Annotated in this window: 18 protein-coding genes; 12 read left to right on the top strand and 6 right to left on the bottom strand. The window is 65.7% G+C overall.

What is annotated here, in order from left to right; genetic code table 11:
• Positions 1–59: 59 nt before the first annotated feature.
• From H7J86_RS27960 to H7J86_RS27985, 6 genes are all read left to right on the top strand, one after another.
• Positions 60–626: a TetR/AcrR family transcriptional regulator gene (locus tag H7J86_RS27960; RefSeq protein WP_090359977.1), complete on the top strand. Its 567-nt coding sequence runs from the start codon at positions 60–62 to the stop codon at positions 624–626.
• A 340-nt stretch (positions 627–966) separates the two neighbouring features.
• Positions 967–1,341, top strand: a complete 375-nt coding sequence (rpsL, locus tag H7J86_RS27965; RefSeq protein ID WP_090359975.1) for a 30S ribosomal protein S12 — start codon at positions 967–969, stop codon at positions 1,339–1,341.
• A complete protein-coding gene (rpsG, locus tag H7J86_RS27970) occupies positions 1,341–1,811 on the top strand; it encodes a 30S ribosomal protein S7 (protein WP_090359972.1) in 471 nt (156 codons plus the stop codon). The genes rpsL and rpsG overlap by 1 nt, the downstream gene beginning before the upstream one ends.
• A gap of 76 nt (positions 1,812–1,887) precedes the next feature.
• Positions 1,888–3,990: an elongation factor G gene (gene fusA / locus H7J86_RS27975; protein ID WP_090359970.1), complete on the top strand. Its 2,103-nt coding sequence runs from the start codon at positions 1,888–1,890 to the stop codon at positions 3,988–3,990.
• Positions 3,991–4,074: 84 nt separating this feature from the next.
• Positions 4,075–5,265, top strand: a complete 1,191-nt coding sequence (tuf, locus tag H7J86_RS27980) for an elongation factor Tu (protein WP_090359967.1) — start codon at positions 4,075–4,077, stop codon at positions 5,263–5,265.
• 176 nt (positions 5,266–5,441) lie between these two features.
• A complete protein-coding gene (locus tag H7J86_RS27985) occupies positions 5,442–5,843 on the top strand; it encodes a hypothetical protein (protein WP_267294950.1) in 402 nt (133 codons plus the stop codon).
• 1 nt (position 5,844) lies between these two features.
• Here the strand turns inward: H7J86_RS27985 and H7J86_RS27990 are convergent, their stop codons facing one another.
• Positions 5,845–6,537: a LuxR C-terminal-related transcriptional regulator gene (locus H7J86_RS27990; protein ID WP_267294952.1), complete on the bottom strand. Its 693-nt coding sequence runs from the start codon at positions 6,535–6,537 to the stop codon at positions 5,845–5,847.
• A gap of 143 nt (positions 6,538–6,680) precedes the next feature.
• The gene (locus H7J86_RS27995; RefSeq protein ID WP_267294954.1) at positions 6,681–8,918 is read right to left on the bottom strand and encodes a sensor histidine kinase; all 2,238 of its coding nucleotides are present in this window, start codon (positions 8,916–8,918) and stop codon (positions 6,681–6,683) included.
• Between the two features lie 214 nt (positions 8,919–9,132).
• Here H7J86_RS27995 and H7J86_RS28000 point away from each other — a divergent pair, with 214 nt between their 5' ends.
• The 4 genes from H7J86_RS28000 (at position 9,133) to H7J86_RS28015 (ending at position 13,719) form a co-directional block, all read left to right on the top strand.
• On the top strand, positions 9,133–9,981 hold the full coding sequence (locus tag H7J86_RS28000; protein ID WP_090359958.1) for an SHOCT domain-containing protein: 849 nt from the start codon (positions 9,133–9,135) through the stop codon (positions 9,979–9,981).
• Positions 9,982–10,107: 126 nt separating this feature from the next.
• Positions 10,108–11,547, top strand: coding sequence for a basic amino acid/polyamine antiporter (locus H7J86_RS28005; protein ID WP_267294956.1), 1,440 nt, complete (start codon positions 10,108–10,110; stop codon positions 11,545–11,547).
• A 14-nt stretch (positions 11,548–11,561) separates the two neighbouring features.
• The gene (locus H7J86_RS28010) at positions 11,562–12,809 is read left to right on the top strand and encodes an arginine deiminase (protein WP_187098299.1); all 1,248 of its coding nucleotides are present in this window, start codon (positions 11,562–11,564) and stop codon (positions 12,807–12,809) included.
• A gap of 55 nt (positions 12,810–12,864) precedes the next feature.
• Positions 12,865–13,719, top strand: coding sequence for a mycofactocin-coupled SDR family oxidoreductase (locus H7J86_RS28015; RefSeq protein WP_090359950.1), 855 nt, complete (start codon positions 12,865–12,867; stop codon positions 13,717–13,719).
• Between the two features lie 62 nt (positions 13,720–13,781).
• Here the strand turns inward: H7J86_RS28015 and H7J86_RS28020 are convergent, their stop codons facing one another.
• Genes H7J86_RS28020 through ddaH form a run of 4 tightly spaced genes read right to left on the bottom strand, consistent with a single transcriptional unit; the run spans position 13,782 to position 18,259 of the window.
• A complete protein-coding gene (locus H7J86_RS28020) occupies positions 13,782–14,663 on the bottom strand; it encodes a universal stress protein (RefSeq protein WP_090359948.1) in 882 nt (293 codons plus the stop codon).
• Positions 14,660–16,156: an amino acid permease gene (locus H7J86_RS28025; RefSeq protein ID WP_090359945.1), complete on the bottom strand. Its 1,497-nt coding sequence runs from the start codon at positions 16,154–16,156 to the stop codon at positions 14,660–14,662. The genes H7J86_RS28020 and H7J86_RS28025 overlap by 4 nt, the downstream gene beginning before the upstream one ends.
• A 25-nt stretch (positions 16,157–16,181) precedes the next feature.
• Positions 16,182–17,417: an ornithine--oxo-acid transaminase gene (gene rocD / locus H7J86_RS28030; protein ID WP_267294958.1), complete on the bottom strand. Its 1,236-nt coding sequence runs from the start codon at positions 17,415–17,417 to the stop codon at positions 16,182–16,184.
• Positions 17,414–18,259, bottom strand: coding sequence for a dimethylargininase (gene ddaH / locus H7J86_RS28035; protein ID WP_267294960.1), 846 nt, complete (start codon positions 18,257–18,259; stop codon positions 17,414–17,416). Before ddaH ends, rocD begins: the two co-directional genes overlap by 4 nt.
• A gap of 114 nt (positions 18,260–18,373) precedes the next feature.
• Between ddaH and H7J86_RS28040 the strand changes: the two genes are divergently transcribed.
• Both H7J86_RS28040 and H7J86_RS28045 read left to right on the top strand, forming a co-directional pair.
• Complete coding sequence (locus H7J86_RS28040; protein ID WP_090359939.1) at positions 18,374–18,820, top strand: Rv2324 family transcriptional regulator; 447 nt, start codon at positions 18,374–18,376, stop codon at positions 18,818–18,820.
• A 45-nt stretch (positions 18,821–18,865) separates the two neighbouring features.
• Positions 18,866–20,056: an NAD(P)/FAD-dependent oxidoreductase gene (locus H7J86_RS28045; protein WP_267294962.1), complete on the top strand. Its 1,191-nt coding sequence runs from the start codon at positions 18,866–18,868 to the stop codon at positions 20,054–20,056.
• Positions 20,057–20,085 lie beyond the last annotated feature (29 nt).

Raw genomic sequence — 20,085 nt, forward strand, 5'->3', positions numbered from 1 at the left:
CCTTCGTTAACCCGGCAGCCGGGGACCACCAGAACGGCCGAGCGAAGGATTAAGCGAATATGGCAGCGCGGGTGACCAAACTCAGTCGCGATGCCATCGTGAACTCGGCATTGGTGTTCTTGGACCGCGAGGGTTGGGACGCACTGACCATCAACGCCCTGGCCACCCAGCTCGGCACCAAGGGGCCCTCGCTCTACAACCATGTGCAGAGCCTGGACGACCTGCGTCGCACGGTGCGGATGCGGGTGATCGACGACATCATCGGCATGCTCAACACCGTGGGTGAGGGCCGGACCCGCGAGGATGCCGTGGTCACCATGGCCAGTGCCTACCGCAGCTACGCCCACCACCACCCGGGGCGGTACTCGGCGTTCACCCGGATGCCGCTGGGTGGCGACGACCCCGAATACACGGCGGCCACCAGGGCCGCGGCCGAGCCGGTGCTGGCGGCGCTGGCCTCCTACGGGCTCGACGGCGAGAACGCGTTCTATGCGGCGCTGGAGTTCTGGTCGGCCCTGCACGGCTTCGTGCTGCTGGAGATGACGGGGGTCATGGACGATGTCGATACCGACGCCGTCTTCACCGATATGGTGCTCCGGCTGGCAGCGGGGATGCAGAGGCGCTAGCCGTCCGGGGCGAGCGAAGCGACGGGGCATCAAGCACGGGGTTGACGCCCTTCCAACCCGTGGTGTCTGACCTGCGATAAGGCCGCTACGCACGGGTTTGGTTGCGCGCGGGCCACCCTGGTATTGTGGATCCCCGTGCCTGGTCGACAGGGCCGCATGCTGCCTCAAATTGGTCGGCATGCCTGCGCGCCGGGCGGATTCGTATGTCCGCAGGCATCGGAATGCTATCGATTCGATGGGTTTCTGGTGGGTGCGACACGCCCGATCGCGGGGTAAGCGGTAGGGCGAAAACAGCAGTACAGAGACTTACGCAAGCAGAGCAGAAACAGAAAGCCGGTACATGCCAACCATCAACCAGCTGGTCCGCAAGGGTCGCCGCGACAAGGTCGCGAAGGTGAAGACCGCGGCCCTCAAGGGCAGCCCGCAGCGCCGTGGCGTGTGCACTCGCGTGTACACCACCACCCCGAAGAAGCCGAACTCGGCGCTTCGGAAGGTCGCACGTGTGCGCCTGACCAGCTCGGTCGAGGTCACCGCCTACATCCCGGGTGAAGGCCACAACCTGCAGGAGCACTCGATGGTGCTGGTGCGCGGTGGTCGTGTGAAGGACCTCCCCGGTGTGCGTTACAAGATCATCCGCGGCTCGCTGGACACCCAGGGTGTCAAGAACCGCAAGCAGGCACGTAGCCGTTACGGCGCGAAGAAGGAGAAGAGCTGATGCCGCGCAAGGGTCCCGCACCGAAGCGCCCGTTGGTCAATGATCCGGTTTACGGGTCGCAGCTGGTCACCCAGCTGGTCAACAAGGTCCTGCTCGATGGGAAGAAGTCGCTGGCAGAGCGCATCGTCTACGGCGCGCTGGAGCAGGCTCGTGACAAGACCGGTACCGATCCGGTCGTCACCCTCAAGCGCGCGCTGGACAACGTCAAGCCCGCCCTCGAGGTGCGCAGCCGCCGCGTCGGTGGCGCCACGTACCAGGTCCCCGTCGAGGTCCGTGCCGACCGCTCCACCACGCTGGCCCTGCGCTGGCTGGTGAGCTTCAGCAAGGCCCGCCGCGAGAAGACGATGGTCGAGCGTCTCGCCAACGAGATTCTGGACGCCAGCAATGGCCTGGGTGCCGCCGTCAAGCGACGCGAGGACACCCACAAGATGGCCGAGGCGAACCGGGCCTTCGCGCACTACCGCTGGTGATCTCGACGCCGACGCGGAGTGGCGTCGGCGGAAACACCAATAGCAACCAAGCAAGCGAAAGAGTGGGAATCTAGCCGTGGCACAGGACGTGCTCACCGACCTCACGAAGGTCCGCAATATCGGCATCATGGCGCACATCGACGCCGGCAAGACGACGACGACCGAGCGCATCCTCTTCTACACCGGTATCTCGTACAAGATCGGTGAGGTGCACGACGGCGCCGCGACGATGGACTGGATGGAGCAGGAGCAGGAGCGGGGTATCACCATCACCTCGGCTGCGACCACCTGTTTCTGGAACGACAACCAGATCAACATCATCGACACGCCGGGCCACGTCGACTTCACCGTCGAGGTGGAGCGTTCGCTGCGCGTGCTCGACGGTGCCGTCGCCGTCTTCGACGGTAAAGAGGGCGTTGAGCCGCAGTCCGAGCAGGTCTGGCGTCAGGCCGACAAGTACGACGTGCCGCGCATCTGTTTCGTCAACAAGATGGACAAGCTGGGCGCCGACTTCTACTTCTCGGTGCAGACCATGAAGGACCGCCTCGGCGCGAACGTGATTCCGATCCAGTTGCCGATCGGCTCCGAGAACGACTTCGAGGGCGTCGTCGACCTGGTCGAGATGAAGGCCAAGGTGTGGCGCGGCGAGACCAAGCTCGGCGAGAAGTACGACGTCGTCGACATCCCGGCCGATCTGCAGGAGAAGGCCGAGGAGTACCGCACCGCCATGATCGAGGCCGTCGCCGAGGCTGACGACGAGCTCATGGAGAAGTACCTGGGCGGCGAAGAGCTCACGGTCGAGGAGATCAAGGCGGGTCTGCGCAAGCTGACCGTCAGCAGCGCGGCCTACCCGGTGCTCTGCGGCTCCGCGTTCAAGAACAAGGGCGTGCAGCCCATGCTCGACGCGGTCATCGACTACCTGCCGACCCCGCTGGACGTCGCGGCCGCCGAAGGCCACGTCCCGGGCAAGGAAGACGAGATCATCTCCCGGAAGCCCTCGGCCGATGAGCCGTTCTCCGGGCTGGCCTTCAAGGTCGCCACCCACCCGTTCTTCGGCAAGCTGACCTACGTCCGGGTGTACTCGGGCAAGGTCGACTCCGGTGCGCAGGTCATCAACTCGACCAAGGGCAAGAAGGAGCGGCTGGGCAAGCTGTTCCAGATGCACTCCAACAAGGAGAACCCGGTCGAGACGGCGTCCGCCGGCCACATCTACGCGGTGATCGGCCTCAAGGACACCACCACCGGTGACACCTTGAGCGACCCGAACAACCAGATCGTGCTGGAGTCGATGACCTTCCCCGATCCGGTGATCGAGGTGGCCATCGAGCCCAAGACCAAGAGTGACCAGGAGAAGCTGGGCACCGCGATCCAGAAGCTCGCCGAAGAGGATCCGACCTTCAAGGTGCACCTGGATCAGGAGACCGGCCAGACCGTCATCGGCGGTATGGGCGAGCTGCACCTGGACATCCTGGTCGACCGCATGAAGCGCGAGTTCAAGGTCGAGGCCAACGTCGGCAAGCCGCAGGTGGCCTACAAGGAGACCATCAAGCGCGCCGTGCAGAACGTGGAGTACACCCACAAGAAGCAGACGGGTGGCTCCGGCCAGTTCGCGAAGGTCATCATCAGCCTCGATCCTTTCGAGGGCGAGGACGGCGCGACCTACGAGTTCGAGAACAAGGTCACCGGTGGCCGCATCCCGCGTGAGTACATCCCGTCGGTCGACGCGGGTGCACAGGACGCCATGCAGTACGGCGTGCTGGCCGGTTATCCGTTGGTCAACGTGAAGGTGACGCTGCTCGACGGCGCCTACCATGACGTCGACTCCTCGGAAATGGCCTTCAAGGTCGCGGGTTCGCAGGCGTTGAAGAAGGCTGCCGGACAGGCGCAGCCGGTCATCCTGGAGCCCATCATGGCTGTCGAGGTCACCACGCCCGAGGATTACATGGGCGATGTGATCGGCGACTTGAACTCCCGCCGTGGTCAGATCCAGGCCATGGAGGAGCGCAGCGGTGCGCGCGTCGTCAAGGCGCAGGTGCCGCTGTCGGAGATGTTCGGCTACGTCGGCGACCTTCGGTCGAAGACCCAGGGCCGGGCCAACTACTCCATGGTGTTCGACTCGTACGCCGAAGTTCCGGCGAACGTGTCGAAGGAGATCATCGCGAAGGCGACCGGGCAGTAGTCCGGTACCTTGCAGACCGCACAACTGAACACATCAACACACCTGCTTTAAACAAAGCACCAACAAGTCCAGGAGGACACCACAGTGGCGAAGGCGAAGTTCGAGCGGACGAAGCCGCACGTCAACATCGGGACCATCGGTCACGTTGACCACGGCAAGACCACGCTGACTGCAGCAATCACCAAGGTTCTGCACGACAAGTACCCCGAGTTGAACGAGTCGCGCGCATTCGACCAGATCGACAATGCGCCCGAAGAGCGTGCTCGTGGCATCACGATCAACATCTCCCACGTGGAGTACCAGACCGACAAGCGTCACTACGCACACGTCGACGCCCCCGGTCACGCGGACTACATCAAGAACATGATCACCGGTGCGGCCCAGATGGACGGCGCCATCCTCGTGGTCGCCGCCACCGACGGCCCGATGCCGCAGACCCGCGAGCACGTGCTGCTGGCCCGCCAGGTGGGTGTGCCCTACATCCTGGTCGCGCTGAACAAGTCCGACATGGTCGACGACGAGGAGCTCCTGGAGCTCGTCGAGCTCGAGGTCCGCGAGCTGCTGGCCGCTCAGGACTTCGACGAGGAGGCCCCGGTCATCCAGGTGTCCGCACTCAAGGCCCTCGAGGGTGACCCGAAGTGGGTCAAGTCCGTCGAGGATCTGATGGACGCCGTCGACGAGTCGATCCCGGACCCGATCCGCGAGACCGACAAGCCGTTCCTGATGCCCGTCGAGGACGTCTTCACCATCACCGGTCGTGGCACCGTCGTCACCGGCCGTGTCGAGCGTGGCGTGATCAACGTCAACGAAGAGGTCGAGATCGTCGGCATCCGTCCCGGCACCACCAAGACCACGGTCACCGGTGTCGAGATGTTCCGCAAGCTGCTGGATCAGGGTCAGGCCGGCGACAACGTCGGTCTACTGGTTCGTGGCATCAAGCGCGAGGATGTCGAGCGCGGCCAGGTCATCGTGAAGCCGGGCACCACCACCCCGCACACCGAGTTCGAGGGCAGCGTCTACATCCTGTCCAAGGACGAAGGCGGCCGCCACACGCCGTTCTTCAACAACTACCGCCCGCAGTTCTACTTCCGTACCACGGACGTGACCGGCGTGGTGACCCTCCCCGAGGGCACCGAGATGGTGATGCCCGGTGACAACACCGACATCTCCGTCAAGCTGATCCAGCCCGTGGCAATGGACGAGGGCCTGCGGTTCGCGATCCGTGAGGGTGGCCGCACCGTCGGCGCCGGCCGGGTCACCAAGATCATTAAGTGATCTAGCTTTACCGCGAAGCGGCGCTCACCCGAAAGGGTGGGCGCCGCTTTCGTATGCGTACCCTGCGCCCAAACGCACATTTGGGCCGGTTTGTGCGAGTGGAATTCGGCCGAATGTCGATCTCGGTGCCGAGAGTGTGGGATCGGTAGCCGTTGGCAGGCGCTGTACTTGTCGGCATGAAGATCAGCTATCTCGCCGCCCCGCTGCTGGCGATCGGCATGACCGTCGCCGGCATCGGGTTCAGTGCCACCACCGCCGAGGCAACCCCCGGTGGCAGCTGGCCCGGTTGCCCGCCGGACAGCCCGGAGGGTCCGTGCCGCTGGTGCCCGGGCGATCCGCCGGTGCAGACCGGCAACCTGCGGGTGAACCCGGTGGTGTGGGACAACAACGTCTGCCACACGTACTGGTACGTCTATCACGGTCAGGGCAATGTGGCCCAGAACATCTTCGAGGGCGAACTGCCCCCGGCCCCACCGCCACCACCGCCGAACCTCACGCCGCCACTGCCCGAGGGTTGGTGTTGGTCGTTGTTCCTGCCTACTCCGTGCCCGCCGGGGGTCAAAGGTCCGGGTATGTGAGCTACAGATCGTCGATGCTGAGGATGCCGTCCTGCACGGCCCGGGCGATGAGCGCCGCCTTGGTGGGAGCGGGTCGGCCCACCGCCGCGTACTTGGCTCGCGCGCGCTGCAGGTGGGTGCGCACCGTCGACGGTTCGATGAACAGGCGTTTGGCGACGAACTCCTTGTTCTCGGTCTGGAACCAGGCGATCAGCACCTCGCGTTCCCGTGTGCTCAATCCGGGGCGGCCGACGGTGCGGTCGTTGAACAGGGCCTTCGCCATCCGTGGACCGACATAGGGCGTGTTCGAGTGCGCGGCGTAGATCGCGTCGAAGAGGTGCTGCTTGTCTTCACCCTTGCCGAGGAAGGTCATCGCGCCGGCGTCGAGACTGCTCAGGATGACCTCGTCGGTCGACATATGGGAATACACGATCACCCGATGCCCCGCGGCGCAGACTTCGCTGAGGCTCTCGAACTCGGGCCGGTAACGCTCGTACTGCAGGTCGAAGAGTACGACCTCGATGGAGCCGTCTCCTCGGGGGTGTTCGGCCAGGAAGGACGACGGGTCGGGGTAGTCGGCGACGAGGTCGATGGGCGGATCCGCTTCGGCAAACCAGGCCTTGACCCCGGCGTGAATAACGTCGTGGTCGTCAATTAGGGCGACCGGGATGGCGGTCCGGGGGTTCGGCACTCCCAGATCGTTGGCCTTATTCATGCATTTCGCCTGAGGTCGATGAGATCACCGAGTGTGCACCCCCGCAGTCTTCGGATCAGAACCCTACTCTTAGCAACGCCCACATCGTCCGAAGTAGGAAACTCGGCTAACAATACTGATGTATGGGCAGATCCTAACGCGCTTCATGCGATGCTGTGGTGCTGGGCCTCTGCCGTGGTCGGTGTGACCGCCAAGGAATGATGCACGCTGATCCACACCTTGTCGGCGATCACCGTGACCTCGACGTTCGGATGTGTGCTGTACGCCCGCAGCGGTGCGACTCGGGCGACATCGCAGACGATGCTGGCGACCAGCTCGCCACCTGCCACCGTCAGACCGATCCGGGCATGTTTGCGCGCCTGACCCAACGCGTCGCGCAGCGGCGTCAGCACGACGCGGCGGGCGTGCGCGTCGAGTGAGGGCAAGTCGCTGTCCGTGTTGATCGTGACGATCACCCCGCGCCGGTCGGCTTGGTCGACGGCGGCCCGCAATTCGGCGACGAGCGGATGGCTGAAGGTGCGGGACTGGAAGATGTAGAGCCGTAGCCGCCGTGATTCCAGCCGCGCCCGCTGCCTGGTCTCGGCGTCGATGACGCCGGTACTCAGCGTCTGGAGCAGAGGGAACACCCCGCGGATCAGTTTCGACGTGCGGCGCACGTAATCGTCGTGCAGCGCTTCGGCGATACGGTTCCGGTCGGCTATCGCCCATCGTTCCCTGGCCTCTGCGGCGGCGGCGATGGTGGCGTTGCGCAGCAGCTCGGGAAAGGCCAGCGCGAACATCTGCACCATGACGATACCGGCGGTGTACAGAGCCAGGTTGAACGCCATGGTGACGTCCGGCTGCCGAACAAAGGTGAGGATCGCGGTGCCGAGCCAGAACGCGACCATGACCGCGGCGCCGTGCCGAACCCGCAGCCGCAGGACGAATGGCAGGACACACAGTCCCGTCGCGACGAGTGGCCATTGGATGGGGCCGCCCAGCATGTCCGCGGGCACCGACAGAGACTGGACGGCGATCACCACGGCCATGATCACGAGGGCGGGGATCGTGACGTCGGGACCGCGGTTGAGCACCCGGGGCACGCCCGCGATGATGACCAGGGCCGCGAGACAGCCCAGTCCGAGCTGGAGGACCGGGGAACCGGTGCGGGCGGCCGCGTACGGTACCGAGACCAACAGCTGAACCAGGCCGAAGACGATGATGCCGAGACCGAACTGGACCAGGATGCGTTCGGTCAGGTGATCGATATCGTCGACGATCGCGTTGGTGGGGGCGACATCTGGTGAGTGCGCCCACGTCAGTGTCACCTCGGTGCCGCTGCCCGGGGCGGAGTACACGGTGGCGCTGCCGCCGGCTCGGCGCATCCGGGCGACGATGGACTCGGCGACGCCGTGGCCGAGGCTGGCGGTGGCCAGGTCGAACCCGGTCCCGTCATCGATCACGGTGACCGAGGTGGCTGCCACCTTGATCTCGATGTGCGATGCGTCGGCATGCCTTTCGGCGTTGTTGAGCGCCTCCCGCACGGCAGCCAGCACCGTACGGGCCCGGGATCCGGTGAGTACGAGGCTGGGCAGACCGGTCAGGGCGATCTCCACCGGGAAGTGCGCGATCTCCTGCCGGAGTGCGGCGACGATATCGGTATCGGGCAGCGGTTCCCGCGCCGTGGGTCCGCCGGTCAGCAGCTCCAGATCCCGGCGGGCTTGTGCCGCAACGCGTTCAGACGAGATGTCGGCGCCCTCGCCGACCAGGTGCAGCGTCGAGGCTGCGGTGTCGTGCACCAGTGCCAGGTGTTCGAGTTCGTAGTTGCGCACCGCCGCGGCGATCGCATCACGCAGGGCGGCGTCGTGGTTGTCGGCGCGGACCCGATCGACCTGGCGGGCCACGGCCAGACCGGCCGCCAGCAGCGCCGCGGCGATGGCCCATTCGATGCCGAGCATGTAGAACAACATCGGCACTTGAACCGCGTCGGGCCAGCCGATCATCTGCGCACAGCCGAACGCATAGGCCAGCGTGATCAGTGCGGCCGCGGGAAAGCTCACCTTCGGTGGCTGGGCCATGGTGAAGGCGATCACGGCGGTACCGGCGATGACCTGCGGTACCGAGTTGGTGTAGAGATTGCCGGGATTCGATTCGAACCAGGGGATCGCCGCGGCGACGACCAGCACGTAGCCGAAGTCGACGAGCTGGAAGCCGAGCGCGCGCGACCGGGTGAAGAGACGGAAAACCGCCCAGCAGCCCAGTGCTGCGAGCAGGATCGTGCCGGCCGCGGAGTCGGGCGTCCCGGGAAGCAGCAGCGTGCTCGAAGCGGCGACAAGGGTGACCGTGTTGAGCAGGATGATGGCCAGGTCCTGGCCGCGCCTGATCACCTGTCGCTCGGACACATGGACACCCCGGATGTCCTGGTCGGGCTTGAGCACACGCAATTCTAGGCACGAACGTCTATGGCACCGTCGGTCAAATGGTGGACAATACCGCCGTTGATTGCATACGCAAGCAGTTGGTCCGACGGCAAGCGCCCAATTCGTTTTGGCGAGCCTCCAAAATGCGCTGGTTGGCGTTAGTCTGGCTCCGTCGACTTCGAACGGAGCGTGGCGCATGGTGTGGCGATACGTGAAGGCGCAGCTGATGGTGTTGCTGTGCGGCGGTCTGGTCGGACCGATCTTCCTCGGCGTGTACTTCGCCACCGGCCAGAGTTCTTTGCTGAAATGGATGTTCTGGGTCGGTCTGTTGATCACCGCGGCCGACGTCCTGATTGCCTTGGCGCTGGCCAACTTCGGTGCGAGATCGGCCGCGCGGACCCAGGCGCTGGAAGCGAGTGGTGTGCTCGCGCTCGCACAGATCACCGGAATGGGCGAAACCGGCACCCGGATCAACGACCAACCGCTGGTGAAACTCAATCTGCACATTTCGGGCCCCGGTATCGCGCCGTTCACCGCCGAGGACCGCGTCATCGCCAGCGTGACCCGGCTGGGGACGCTCACCTCCCGCAAGGTCGTGGTGCTGGTGGACCCGGCGACGAACCAGTTCCAGATCGACTGGGAGCGCAGTGCCTTGATCAACGGGCAGGTGCCCGCGACGTTCACGATCGACGAAGACCGCCGAACCTACGACCTGTCCGGCCAGGTCGGTCCGCTGATGGAGATCTTGCAAATCCTCAAGGCCAACAACATCGGAATGAACGGCATGATCGATCTTCGGAGCAATCCGGCCGCACGGGCACAGGTGCAGGCTGTGGTTCGCCGGGCCGGTGCCGCACAGCAGGCGCCCTCCGCCCCGGCGCCCACACCCCCGGCGGCCCCCGCACCCGCCGGCTATGTCCCACCGGCGCCTCCCGCGCCGTCGGTGGCCCAGCGTCTGCAGGAACTGGAGACGCTTCGGGCCACCGGAGCGATCTCGGAGGACGAATACTCCAGCAAGCGACAGCAGATCATCGCGCAGCTGTGACACCGTCACCTATGCGCAGATAATTCGCCGCCGCACAGCCTCACCCTGATAGCGTCCGGGTTAGTCCGCTTGCGCCGCTGGTCCTCTCGGACTTGCGACAATTTCTGCCGGTGCTGAAGGGCGACCATGAGCGCTGAGAGTTCGACTGACGTCGACAAGGTCAGCCTGCCGACACTGACGGCGATGGTCATCGGATCGATGATCGGATCCGGTGTATTCCTGCTCCCACGCCGGTTCGGCGTGGAGACGGGTGTGCTCGGGGCGCTGATCGCCTGGGCCATCGCAGGCGCCGGAATGCTCATGCTGGCGTTCGTCTTTCAGCGACTCGCGACCCGCAAACCCGATCTGGACGCCGGCATCTATGCCTACGCCAAAGCCGGTTTCGGGGATTACGTCGGGTTCAATTCGGCCTTCGGATTCTGGGCCTCGGCATGCGCGGGCAACACCTCGTACTGGGTCCTCATCATGGCGACCACCAGTGCGCTGTTCCCCGGTCTCGGGTCCGGTGACACAGTGCTGGCGGTGGCCTGCTCGTCGATCGGGGTGTGGCTATTCTGCTTCCTCATCCTGCGCGGAGTGAAGGAGGCGGCGATCATCAACCGGATCGCCACCATCGCCAAGATCGTGCCCATCCTCACCTTCATCGTCATCGCGATCATCGCGTTCAAAGCCGATGTGTTCACCGAGAACTTCTGGGGCGGGGACGGGCACTATTCACTCGCCTCGCTTTTCGAACAGGCCAAAGGCACGATGCTGATCACCGTGTTCGTCTTCCTCGGCATCGAGGGCGCCAGCGTGTACTCCCGGTTCGCCCGCAGACGCGAGGACGTCGGGCGCGCGACCGTCCTCGGGTTCCTGTCAGTGCTCAGCGTTTTCATGCTCGTCACGCTGGTCTCCTACGGTGTGCTGACGCAACCGGAACTCGCGACGGTGAGTCAGCCGTCGATGGCCTCGGTTCTGGAATCCATCGTCGGGCACTGGGGGTCGATCTTCATCCGGGTGGGTGTCATCCTGTCGGTCCTCGGTGCCTACCTGGCGTGGAGCCTGATGGCCGCCGAAGTCCTTTACATTCCCGCCACGGCCGCCGACATGCCGAAGTTCCTGGCCCGAACCAACTCCAAGGGTGCTCCCATCACCGCTCTGGTGATGGCCGCCGGCCTGGTCCAATTGCTGCTGGTCCTGCTGCTGTTCACCTCTGATGCGCTCGACTTCATGCTCGACCTGACGGCGGCGCTGTCGCTCATTCCCTACCTGCTCGCGGCCGGTTACGCGCTGAAGCTGACCGTCACCCGCGAAACCTACAGTGACAGAGAGTCTTTGATTCCGGACATGGTCGTGGCGGCGCTGGCCACGATCTACACCCTATTCTTGGTGTACGCCGCCGGGTGGGACCACCTGCTGCTCTCGTGCGTGCTCTACGCACCGGCTGCGCTGCTCTATGTCAAGGCCCGCAGGGAGCGTTCACTGCAGGTGTTCCAGCCCGCGGAGGCGGTGTTGTTCGGTGTCATCGTGCTCGGCGCCGCCGCCGGCATCTACGGGCTGGTCTCCGGTTCCATCCAGATTTGAGCGAAAGGACCGTCATGACTGCGCCTTCGGCTGTATACGGAGTGCACTCCGAGGTGGGCAAGCTGCGCAAGGTGCTGGTGTGCTCGCCTGGGCTGGCGCACGAACGGCTCACCCCGACCAACTGCGACGACCTGTTGTTCGACGACGTGCTCTGGGTGCAGAACGCCCGGCGCGACCATTTCGACTTCATCGACAAGATGCGCGACCGCGATGTGGAAGTCGTCGAGCTGCACAATCTGCTCGCCGAGACCATGGAGATCCCGGCAGCCAGGTCGTGGCTGATGGACCGCAAGATCGTCGCCAACGAGGTCGGCCTGGGCCTGGTCGACGACACCCGGGGATTCCTCGATTCGCTGCAGCCGCGCCGGCTCACCGAATTCCTCATCGGCGGCATGGCCACCCGCGATCTACCCGCCGATGTGCGGACCGGCTACCGCGCGCTGGCTCGCGAAGACGGCGGCGTCACCGAGTACCTGATGCCGCCGCTGCCCAACACCCTGTACACCCGCGACACGACGTGCTGGATCTACGGCGGCCTGACGCTCAATCCGCTGTTCTGGCCGGCCCGGCACGACGAAACCCTGTTGATGAAGGCCATCTACGAGTTCCACCCCGACTACACCGGTTCCACGGTGTGGTGGGGTGACCCCGAGAAGACCTGGGGCCTGGCCACTCTGGAGGGTGGCGATGTGCTGATCCCGGGTAACGGCGTGGTGCTGATCGGGATGAGTGAACGCTCGTCGCGGCAGGCCATCACACAGGTCGCGTCGGAGCTGTTCGCCGCCGGGGCGGCCGAGAAGGTGATCGTCGCCGGCATGCCGAAGCTACGCGCGGCCATGCACCTGGACACCGTCTTCACCTTCGCCGACCGCGATGTCGTCACGATCTATCCCGATATCGTCGACGGCATCGCCCCGTTCACCCTGGTGCCTTCGGACGCCGCACCGGGAATCGAGGTGATCGAGGAGACCAGGTCTTTCGTCGAGGTGGTCGCGGCGGCGCTGGGGCTGGCCGAACTCAGGGTCGTCGAAACCGGCGGCACCCGGTACGACTCGGAGCGCCAGCAGTGGGACAGCGGCAACAACCTCGTCGCCGTCGAGCCCGGCGTGGTATTCGCCTACGACCGCAACATCCATACCAACTCGCTGTTGCGTAAGGCCGGTGTCGAGGTCATCACCATCGTGGGTGCTGAACTGGGCCGCGGCCGGGGCGGCGGGCACTGTATGACGTGCCCGATCATCCGCGATGCGATCAGTTACTAGAACACGTTCCAATCGGACTGCTAGCCTGGGCCCGGGTTTGACGAAAGGACCGGCAATGGCGGCGGGTAACGGATCCCTCGAGGGACGTGTGGCATTCGTGACGGGAGCCGCGCGCGGCCAGGGCCGGGCGCATGCGATCCGGCTGGCCAACGAAGGCGCCCACATCATCGCCGCCGATATCTGCGCGCCGGTATCGGACACGATCACCTATCCGGCGGCCACCGCCGACGATCTAGCCGAGACCGTGCGCGGTGTCGAGGCGGCCGGCGGCAAGGTACTGGCCCGGGCGGTCGACATCCGTGACTTCGATGCCCAGCAACAGCTGGTCGCCGATGGTGTGGAGCAGTTCGGCCGCCTCGATGTGGTGGTCGCCAATGCCGGTGTGCTCAGTTGGGGCCGGGTGTGGGAGCTGACGCCCGAGCAGTGGGACACCGTCATCGACGTCAACCTCAACGGCACCTGGCGCACGATCAAGGCTGCCGTGCCCGCGATGATCGAAGCGGGCAATGGCGGATCGATCATCATCGTCAGCTCCTCGGCGGGAGTGAAGGCGACCCCGGGCAACTCGCACTACGCGGCGTCCAAGCACGGCCTGGTGGGGCTGACCAACTCGCTGGCACTTGAGGTGGGGGAGTTCGGGATTCGGGTCAATTCGATCCACCCGTACTCCATCGACACCCCGATGATCGAGCCCGAGGCGATGGCGGCCATCTTCTCCAAGTTCCCGAGCTTCCTGCACAGTTTCGCCCCGATGCCGTATCACAAGGTGACCGACGGCAAGAACGAGGGACTCGCGGCGTTCATGGCGCCCGAGGAGGTCGCGAATGTGGTGGCATGGTTGGCCGGTGACGCGTCGGCGACGCTGTCGGGCAGCCAGATCGCCGTCGACCGGGGTGTGCTCAAGTACTAGCCGTGCCGGCCGGCGTGGCCGGAACTATTAGCCCAGCGCGTACTACGACGCACGAACGCCACCTATCCCGGGAGCACCAGCACCGGTACCGGACTGTGCCGCACGATCTTGGTGCCGCGGGATCCGAGGAACACCCTGGCGACCGTCCCGCGTGGGGAGGTGCCCAGCGCCAACAGTTCACCGTCGACCCAATCGGTGGCGTCCATGGCCTGATCCCAGCCGTTTCCGGTGACCACCTGCAGGGCGACATCCTCGGCCACCACACCGTCGGACTTCAACCGGGCCAGTGCTTCTCGCGAGTGCCGAGCCCATTCGGTCAGGATGGCGTCCTCGGCGTGCAACCCGACCTCAGGCGGGTACATCGTGCGGCCCCGCACCGCGAACGTCACCACCCGCATCGGCACGGCCAGTCGTGCCGCCAGCTGTGCCACGCGTGCCACCACCGATACGGCTTCCGGGGTGCCGGGGTAGGCGCAGGTGATCCGTTTCAGCGCGGCACCTTTGGACCCCCGGTAGCCGCGAGGGCTGATCGCCAGCGGGACGGGCGCGGAGTGCAGCAGCCGGTCGGCCGTCGACCCGACCACCACCTGCCCGAGCTTGCCGTCCGCCGCCGAGCCCAGTACCAGGGCGTCGGCGTCCAACTCCTCGACGGCGTCGAGCAGCCCACCGGGTACCGACCGGTGCGCGTATTTGTGAAACGTCACTTCCAGGTCTGGGGCCAGCTCGGCGATGCACGCGCCGGCCTGGGCGGCCGAGTCCGCAGCGACGGCGTCCGCGTATTGGGCGTATTCGGCATCGATGCGCGCCGGCGAGGGTGTGGTCCACGGCTTCGGTACCACCGTGACGACGGCAAGTCCGGTCTTGAGGGTCCGTGCAGCCTCGATGGCCAGGTGCAGGGCCGACAGGCCGCCCTTGCCGGCCAGGTACCCGACGAGCACGGTCATGTGTTGTCCTTCGGGGGTGTGATGATCTGCACGTCGTCGATACCCGTTGCGGCGGAGTCGATCACGCTGTCGCCGCCGTCGTTGAGCGCGCTGTGATGTCGCCCCCACACCAGGTAGTACACGAGCACGACCGCGACCCATCCACCGAACGCCAGCCAGGTGTACCAGTGCAGGCTGTAGAGGATGTAGGCACAAGCCACGATCGACAGGATCGGGGTGACCGGGTACAGCGGCACCTTGAACCCACGGGGTAGGTCGGGCTCGCGGCGACGCAGGATGATCACCCCGAGGGACACCACGATGAAGGCCGTGAGTGTGCCGATCGACACCATGTCGGCCAGCTTGTCCAACGGGACGAAGCCGGCCAGGATGCTCACGATGATGGCCACGACGATGGTGTTGTTCACCGGGGTCATGGAGCGCGGGTTGACCTTCGCGAACATCGACGGGAGAAGTCCGTCGCGACCCATCGCGAACAGGATGCGGGTCTGGCCGTACATCGTCACCAGGGTGACCGAGAAGATCGAGATGACCGCTCCTGCGGCGAGTACCGTGCTCCAGCCTTTGAATCCGGTGACGTCGTCGAGGATCTGGGCCAGCCCGGCTTCCTGGCCCGCGAAGCCCGTCCAGTCCTGCGCGCCCAATGCGGCGAATGTGACCAGGATGTAGATACCGGTGACGATCAGCAGTGCGGCGATGATGGCGCGGGGCATGGTCTTCTGCGGATCCTTGACCTCGTCGCCGGCGGTGGAGACGGCGTCGAGCCCGATATAGGAGAAGAAGATGGTGCCCGCCGCGAGTCCGACCGAGCCCCAACCCAGCGGAGCGAAGTCGGCGAAGTGGTTGGTGGAGAATCCCGTGAACGCGATCACCGCGAACATGGCCAGCACCCCGAGTTTGATGAGCACCATGATGGTGTTGGCCTTGGCCGATTCCGAGGCACCCCGGATCAGCAGCAGCATGCACATGACGACGAGGATGATCGCGGGCAGGTTGATGATGCCGGGCTCGGTATCCCACGGTGCGGCGGTGATGGCATGCGGCAACTGGAATCCGAAGATGTTGGCCATCAGCTTGTTGAGATACTGACTCCACCCGACCGCCACCGCGGCGGTCGACACGCCGTATTCCAGTAGCAGGCAGGCGGCCACGCCCATTGCGACGAACTCGCCGAGGGTGGTGTACGCGTACGAGTAGGTGGACCCGGACACCGGCACAGCCGACGCCATTTCGGCGTAACAGATGGCAGCAAGCCCGGCGGCGATCCCCGCGAGCACGAAGGAGAGCAGTACCGCCGGGCCTGCTTCGGGCACTGCCTCGGACAGCACGAAGAAGATGCCCGTGCCGACCGTGGCTCCCACCCCGAACATCGTCAGCTGGAACACGCCGATCGTGCGCTTGAGTTCTTGGGCGGCGCCATGGGCCACGGGTGCACCGAGCACCGGCCTGCGGCGCAGCATCTGTTCGGTGAGGGTGATCGCCGGTTCGGTCATGCTGCTCCCTGCAGTGGGTCGGTCGCTAGTGGACTACGTCGGCCAGAACTTCGGTGAACTGGTCCATCGCCCAATCGATCTCGTCCCTCGTGATGACCAGGGGAGGGGCGAAGCGCAGGGTGTGGCCGTGGGTGTCCTTCACCAGGACGCCGCGCTCGGCCAGTCGCAGGCTGACCTGTTTCCCGGTGCCCAATCGCGGGTCGATATCGACGCCGGCCCACAGGCCCTTGCCGCGTACCGCGAGTACGCCACGGCCACTCATTGCGGTCAGGCGGGCATGCAGGTGTGCCCCCAGATCGGCCGAACGGGCCTGGTATTCGCCACCTTCGAGCATTCCCACCACGGTGCTGCCGACGGCGGCGGCCAGGGGGTTGCCGCCGAAGGTCGAACCGTGTTCGCCCGGATGCAGCACGCCGAGCACGTCGCGGTCGGCCACCACCGCCGACACCGGCACCACCCCGCCGCCGAGCGCCTTGCCCAGCAGGTACACATCCGGCACCACGCCCCAGTGGTCGCATGCGAAGGTGCGACCCGTGCGGGCCAGTCCGGACTGGATCTCGTCGGCGATCATCAGCACGCGGTGTTCGGTGCACAGCGCGCGCACCCGGGGCAGGAAGTCATCGGGCGGCACGATGATGCCGGCCTCGCCCTGAATGGGCTCGAGCAGCACGGCCACGGTGTGCTCGTCGATTGCGTCGGCCAGCGCGTCGGCATCTCCGAAGGGCACCGAGCGGAACCCGGGGGTGAAGGGGCCGAAGCCGCCGCGTGCCGCCTCGTCATCGGAGAAGCTCACGATGGTCGTGGTACGGCCGTGGAAGTTGTTCCGTGCCACGATGATATTCGCCAGGTTCGCCGGGACGCCCTTGACGTCGGTGCCCCATTTGCGGGCCACCTTGATACCGCTCTCGACGGCCTCGGCGCCGGTGTTCATCGGCAGGACCATCTCCTTGCCGCACATCCGGGCCAGTGCGGCGCAGAACGGCCCCAGTCGGTCGGAGTGGAACGCCCTGCTGACCAGGGTGACGGTGTCCAGCTGGGCGTGTGCGGCGGCCGTGATCTCCGGGTGGCGATGGCCGAAGTTGACCGCGGAATACGCCGCGAGGCAGTCCAGGTAGCGCCGGCCTTCCACATCGGTGATCCACACACCCTCCGCCGAGGCCGCGACGACGGGCAGCGGGGAGTAGTTGTGCGCGGTGTACGTCTCGTCGAGCGAGATCGCGTCGCGGGTGAGGTCCACCTTCACACCGTCCAGGATGGTCATGAATGGACTTCCAGGGTGCAGCATTTGACGGATCCGCCGCCTTTGAGCAGTTCGGACAGGTCCACGCCGATCGGCTCGAAGCCCGCGGCCGTCAACTGCGCCGCAAAACCGGTGGCTGCGGCGGGGTGCACGACATGGCGCCCGTCGGACACCGCGTTGAGGCCCAGCACGAAGGCATCGGTGCTGGTGACCAAGATGGCGTCCGGGAACAGCCGCTCCAGAGTGGCGCGGGCGGTATCGGTGAACGCCGGAGGGTAGTAGGCGATGACATCGTCGGTGAGCACCGTCAGCGCGGTATCCAGATGGTAGAAGCGGGGATCCACGAGTTCCAGGCCGATCACCGGGAGGCCGGTGATGTCGGCGATCTCGTCGTGCGCCCGCGGGTCGGTGCGAAAACCGTGCCCGGCCAAGATCTTCGATCCGGCGACCAGGAGGTCGCCCTGGCCCTCGTTGGTGTGTCGGGTCTGCACGGGCTGATGTCCCCGGCTGCTCATCCATGCGGCGTAGGCGTCGGCCTCGCCGGCACGTTGCGGATAGGCGAAGCGGGCGACGATGGCGTGCCCACCGACGAGCAGCCCGCCGTTGGCGGCGTAGACCATATCGGGCAAGCCCGGTTCGGGTGCCACCAGATCGACGGAATGGCCGAGGTCCAGATAGACGTGCCGCAGGTTCTCCCACTGCTGCCACGCGAGTCCGGCGTCCACCGGGGTCGAGGTGTCCATCCAGGGGTTGATCGCGTATTCGACGGCGAAGTGGGTGGGCGCCGTCATGGCGTAGTGGCGGGTGCGGGCGGCACGGGTCGGTGGCAGGGCGGAGTGGCTGGCGACCTCGGAAATCGTCATGATTCAACGGTAAACGTGCCCTGACATGCAATCAATCGCCATATATTGCGTGGTAGAGAATGATTCATTGCGTACAGTGTCGATAAATGGCGTTCTGTTGCGTGAGGAGGGGCATTGGACCGGTTGGACGACACCGATGAGCGGATCCTGGCCGAACTGACCGATAACGCGCGCGCCACCTTCGCCGAGATCGGGGAACGGGTGAGTCTGTCGGCACCTGCGGTGAAACGTCGGGTGGATCGCCTGCTCGATCACGGGGTCATCCGTGGTTTCACCACCGTCGTCGACCGCAACGCTCTCGGCTGGGGAACCGAGGCCTATGTGCAGGTGTACTGCCACGGCACCATCGCGCCCGCCGAGTTGCGTCAAGCCTGGATCGACATCCCCGAGGTGGTCAGCGCGGCCACGGTCACCGGGACCTCGGATGCCATCCTGCACGTGCTCGCTCGCGACATGCGGCACCTGGAGGAAGCGCTCGAACGCATCAGGGCCAGCGCCGATATCGAACGCAGTGAGAGCATTGTGGTGCTGTCCAACATCATCGAGCGGGCCCGGTCCTGAGCAGTACCAGTGGGGTGGACAGGCAGAACGCCGCTGTCATCGTGTATGAAGACCCACGTGACAATTAATGGTGGAATCGTCATTGTCGGTGGTGGACTGGCCGCGGCCCGCACCGCCGAGCAATTGCGCCGCGCCGAATACACCGGGCCCCTCACCATCGTCAGCGATGAGACGCATCTGCCGTACGACCGGCCGCCTCTGTCGAAGGAGGTGCTGCGCAACCCCGAGCACGACGTCGTCCTGAAGCCGCAGGAGTTCTACGACGAGAACGACATCACCCTGCGCTTGGGCTCTGCCGCGACATCGGTCGACACCGCCGCCCGGACACTGACGCTGGCGGACGGCTCGGTCATCGGCTACGACGACCTTGTCATCGCCACCGGTCTTGTGCCCAAACGTATTCCATCCTTCCCCGACCTCGAGGGCATCCGGGTCCTGCGCTCCATCGACGAGAGCGCGGCCCTGCGTGCCCATGCGGCGACCGCCCGGCGTGCCGTGATCGTCGGCGCCGGGTTCATCGGTTGCGAGGTGGCCGCCAGCCTGCGCCAACTCGGTGTCGAGGTGGTGATCGTCGAGCCGCAGCCCACGCCGCTGGCCTCGGTGCTGGGTGAGCAGATCGGCGCGCTGGTGGCCAGGCTGCACGAGGCCGAGGGCGTGCAGGTGCGCTGCGGTGTCGGGGTGGCCTCGGTCAGCGGTACCGACAAGGTCGAGACGGTCGTGCTGGCCGACGGCACCGAACTCCAAGCCGACATGGTGGTCGTCGGTATCGGATCGCATCCGGTCACCGGCTGGCTGGACGGAAGCGGTATCGAGGTCGACAACGGCGTGGTCTGTGATGACGCCGGCCGGACCAGCGCGCCGCACGTGTGGGCCATCGGGGATGTCGCGTCCTGGCGGTCCGAGGTGGGCCACCAAGTGCGCGTTGAGCATTGGAGCAACGTCGCCGAGCAGGCTCGCGCCCTGGTGCCTGCGCTGCTCGGCCGGGAAGCCGGTGCCGCGGTGACGACGGTGCCGTACTTCTGGAGCGACCAGTACGACGTGAAGATCCAGTGTCTCGGCGAGCCTGCCGCCGACGACATCGTGCACGTGGTCGAAGACGACGGCCGCAAGTTCCTGGCCTACTACGAGCGCGACGGTGTGCTGACCGCCGTGGTAGGCGGCGGCATGCCCGGCAAGGTGATGAAGGCCCGCGGCAAGATCGCCGCGGCCACTCCGATCGCCGACGTTCTTCCGTGATCTGTGCCGACCGCCTCCAGTGCTGAGCG

Source organism: Mycobacterium hackensackense (genome assembly GCF_025822555.1).
In the GTDB taxonomy this organism is placed as follows: Bacteria; Actinomycetota; Actinomycetes; order Mycobacteriales; family Mycobacteriaceae; genus Mycobacterium; species Mycobacterium fluoranthenivorans.

Excerpts from the sequence above, each read along its gene's own strand:
- H7J86_RS28045 (WP_267294962.1), top strand. The coding sequence starts at position 18,866 with ATGAAGACCCACGTGACAATTAATGGTGGAATCGTCATTGTCGGTGGT.
- H7J86_RS28025 (WP_090359945.1), bottom strand. The coding sequence starts at position 16,156 with ATGACCGAACCGGCGATCACCCTCACCGAACAGATGCTGCGCCGCAGG.
- H7J86_RS28000 (WP_090359958.1), top strand. The coding sequence starts at position 9,133 with ATGGTGTGGCGATACGTGAAGGCGCAGCTGATGGTGTTGCTGTGCGGC.
- H7J86_RS28010 (WP_187098299.1), top strand. The coding sequence starts at position 11,562 with ATGACTGCGCCTTCGGCTGTATACGGAGTGCACTCCGAGGTGGGCAAG.
- H7J86_RS27990 (WP_267294952.1), bottom strand. The coding sequence starts at position 6,537 with ATGAATAAGGCCAACGATCTGGGAGTGCCGAACCCCCGGACCGCCATC.
- rpsG (WP_090359972.1), top strand. The coding sequence starts at position 1,341 with ATGCCGCGCAAGGGTCCCGCACCGAAGCGCCCGTTGGTCAATGATCCG.
- H7J86_RS28005 (WP_267294956.1), top strand. The coding sequence starts at position 10,108 with ATGAGCGCTGAGAGTTCGACTGACGTCGACAAGGTCAGCCTGCCGACA.
- rpsL (WP_090359975.1), top strand. The coding sequence starts at position 967 with ATGCCAACCATCAACCAGCTGGTCCGCAAGGGTCGCCGCGACAAGGTC.
- H7J86_RS28020 (WP_090359948.1), bottom strand. The coding sequence starts at position 14,663 with ATGACCGTGCTCGTCGGGTACCTGGCCGGCAAGGGCGGCCTGTCGGCC.
- rocD (WP_267294958.1), bottom strand. The coding sequence starts at position 17,417 with ATGACCATCCTGGACGGTGTGAAGGTGGACCTCACCCGCGACGCGATC.
- H7J86_RS27960 (WP_090359977.1), top strand. The coding sequence starts at position 60 with ATGGCAGCGCGGGTGACCAAACTCAGTCGCGATGCCATCGTGAACTCG.
- ddaH (WP_267294960.1), bottom strand. The coding sequence starts at position 18,259 with ATGACGATTTCCGAGGTCGCCAGCCACTCCGCCCTGCCACCGACCCGT.
- H7J86_RS28015 (WP_090359950.1), top strand. The coding sequence starts at position 12,865 with ATGGCGGCGGGTAACGGATCCCTCGAGGGACGTGTGGCATTCGTGACG.
- H7J86_RS27985 (WP_267294950.1), top strand. The coding sequence starts at position 5,442 with ATGAAGATCAGCTATCTCGCCGCCCCGCTGCTGGCGATCGGCATGACC.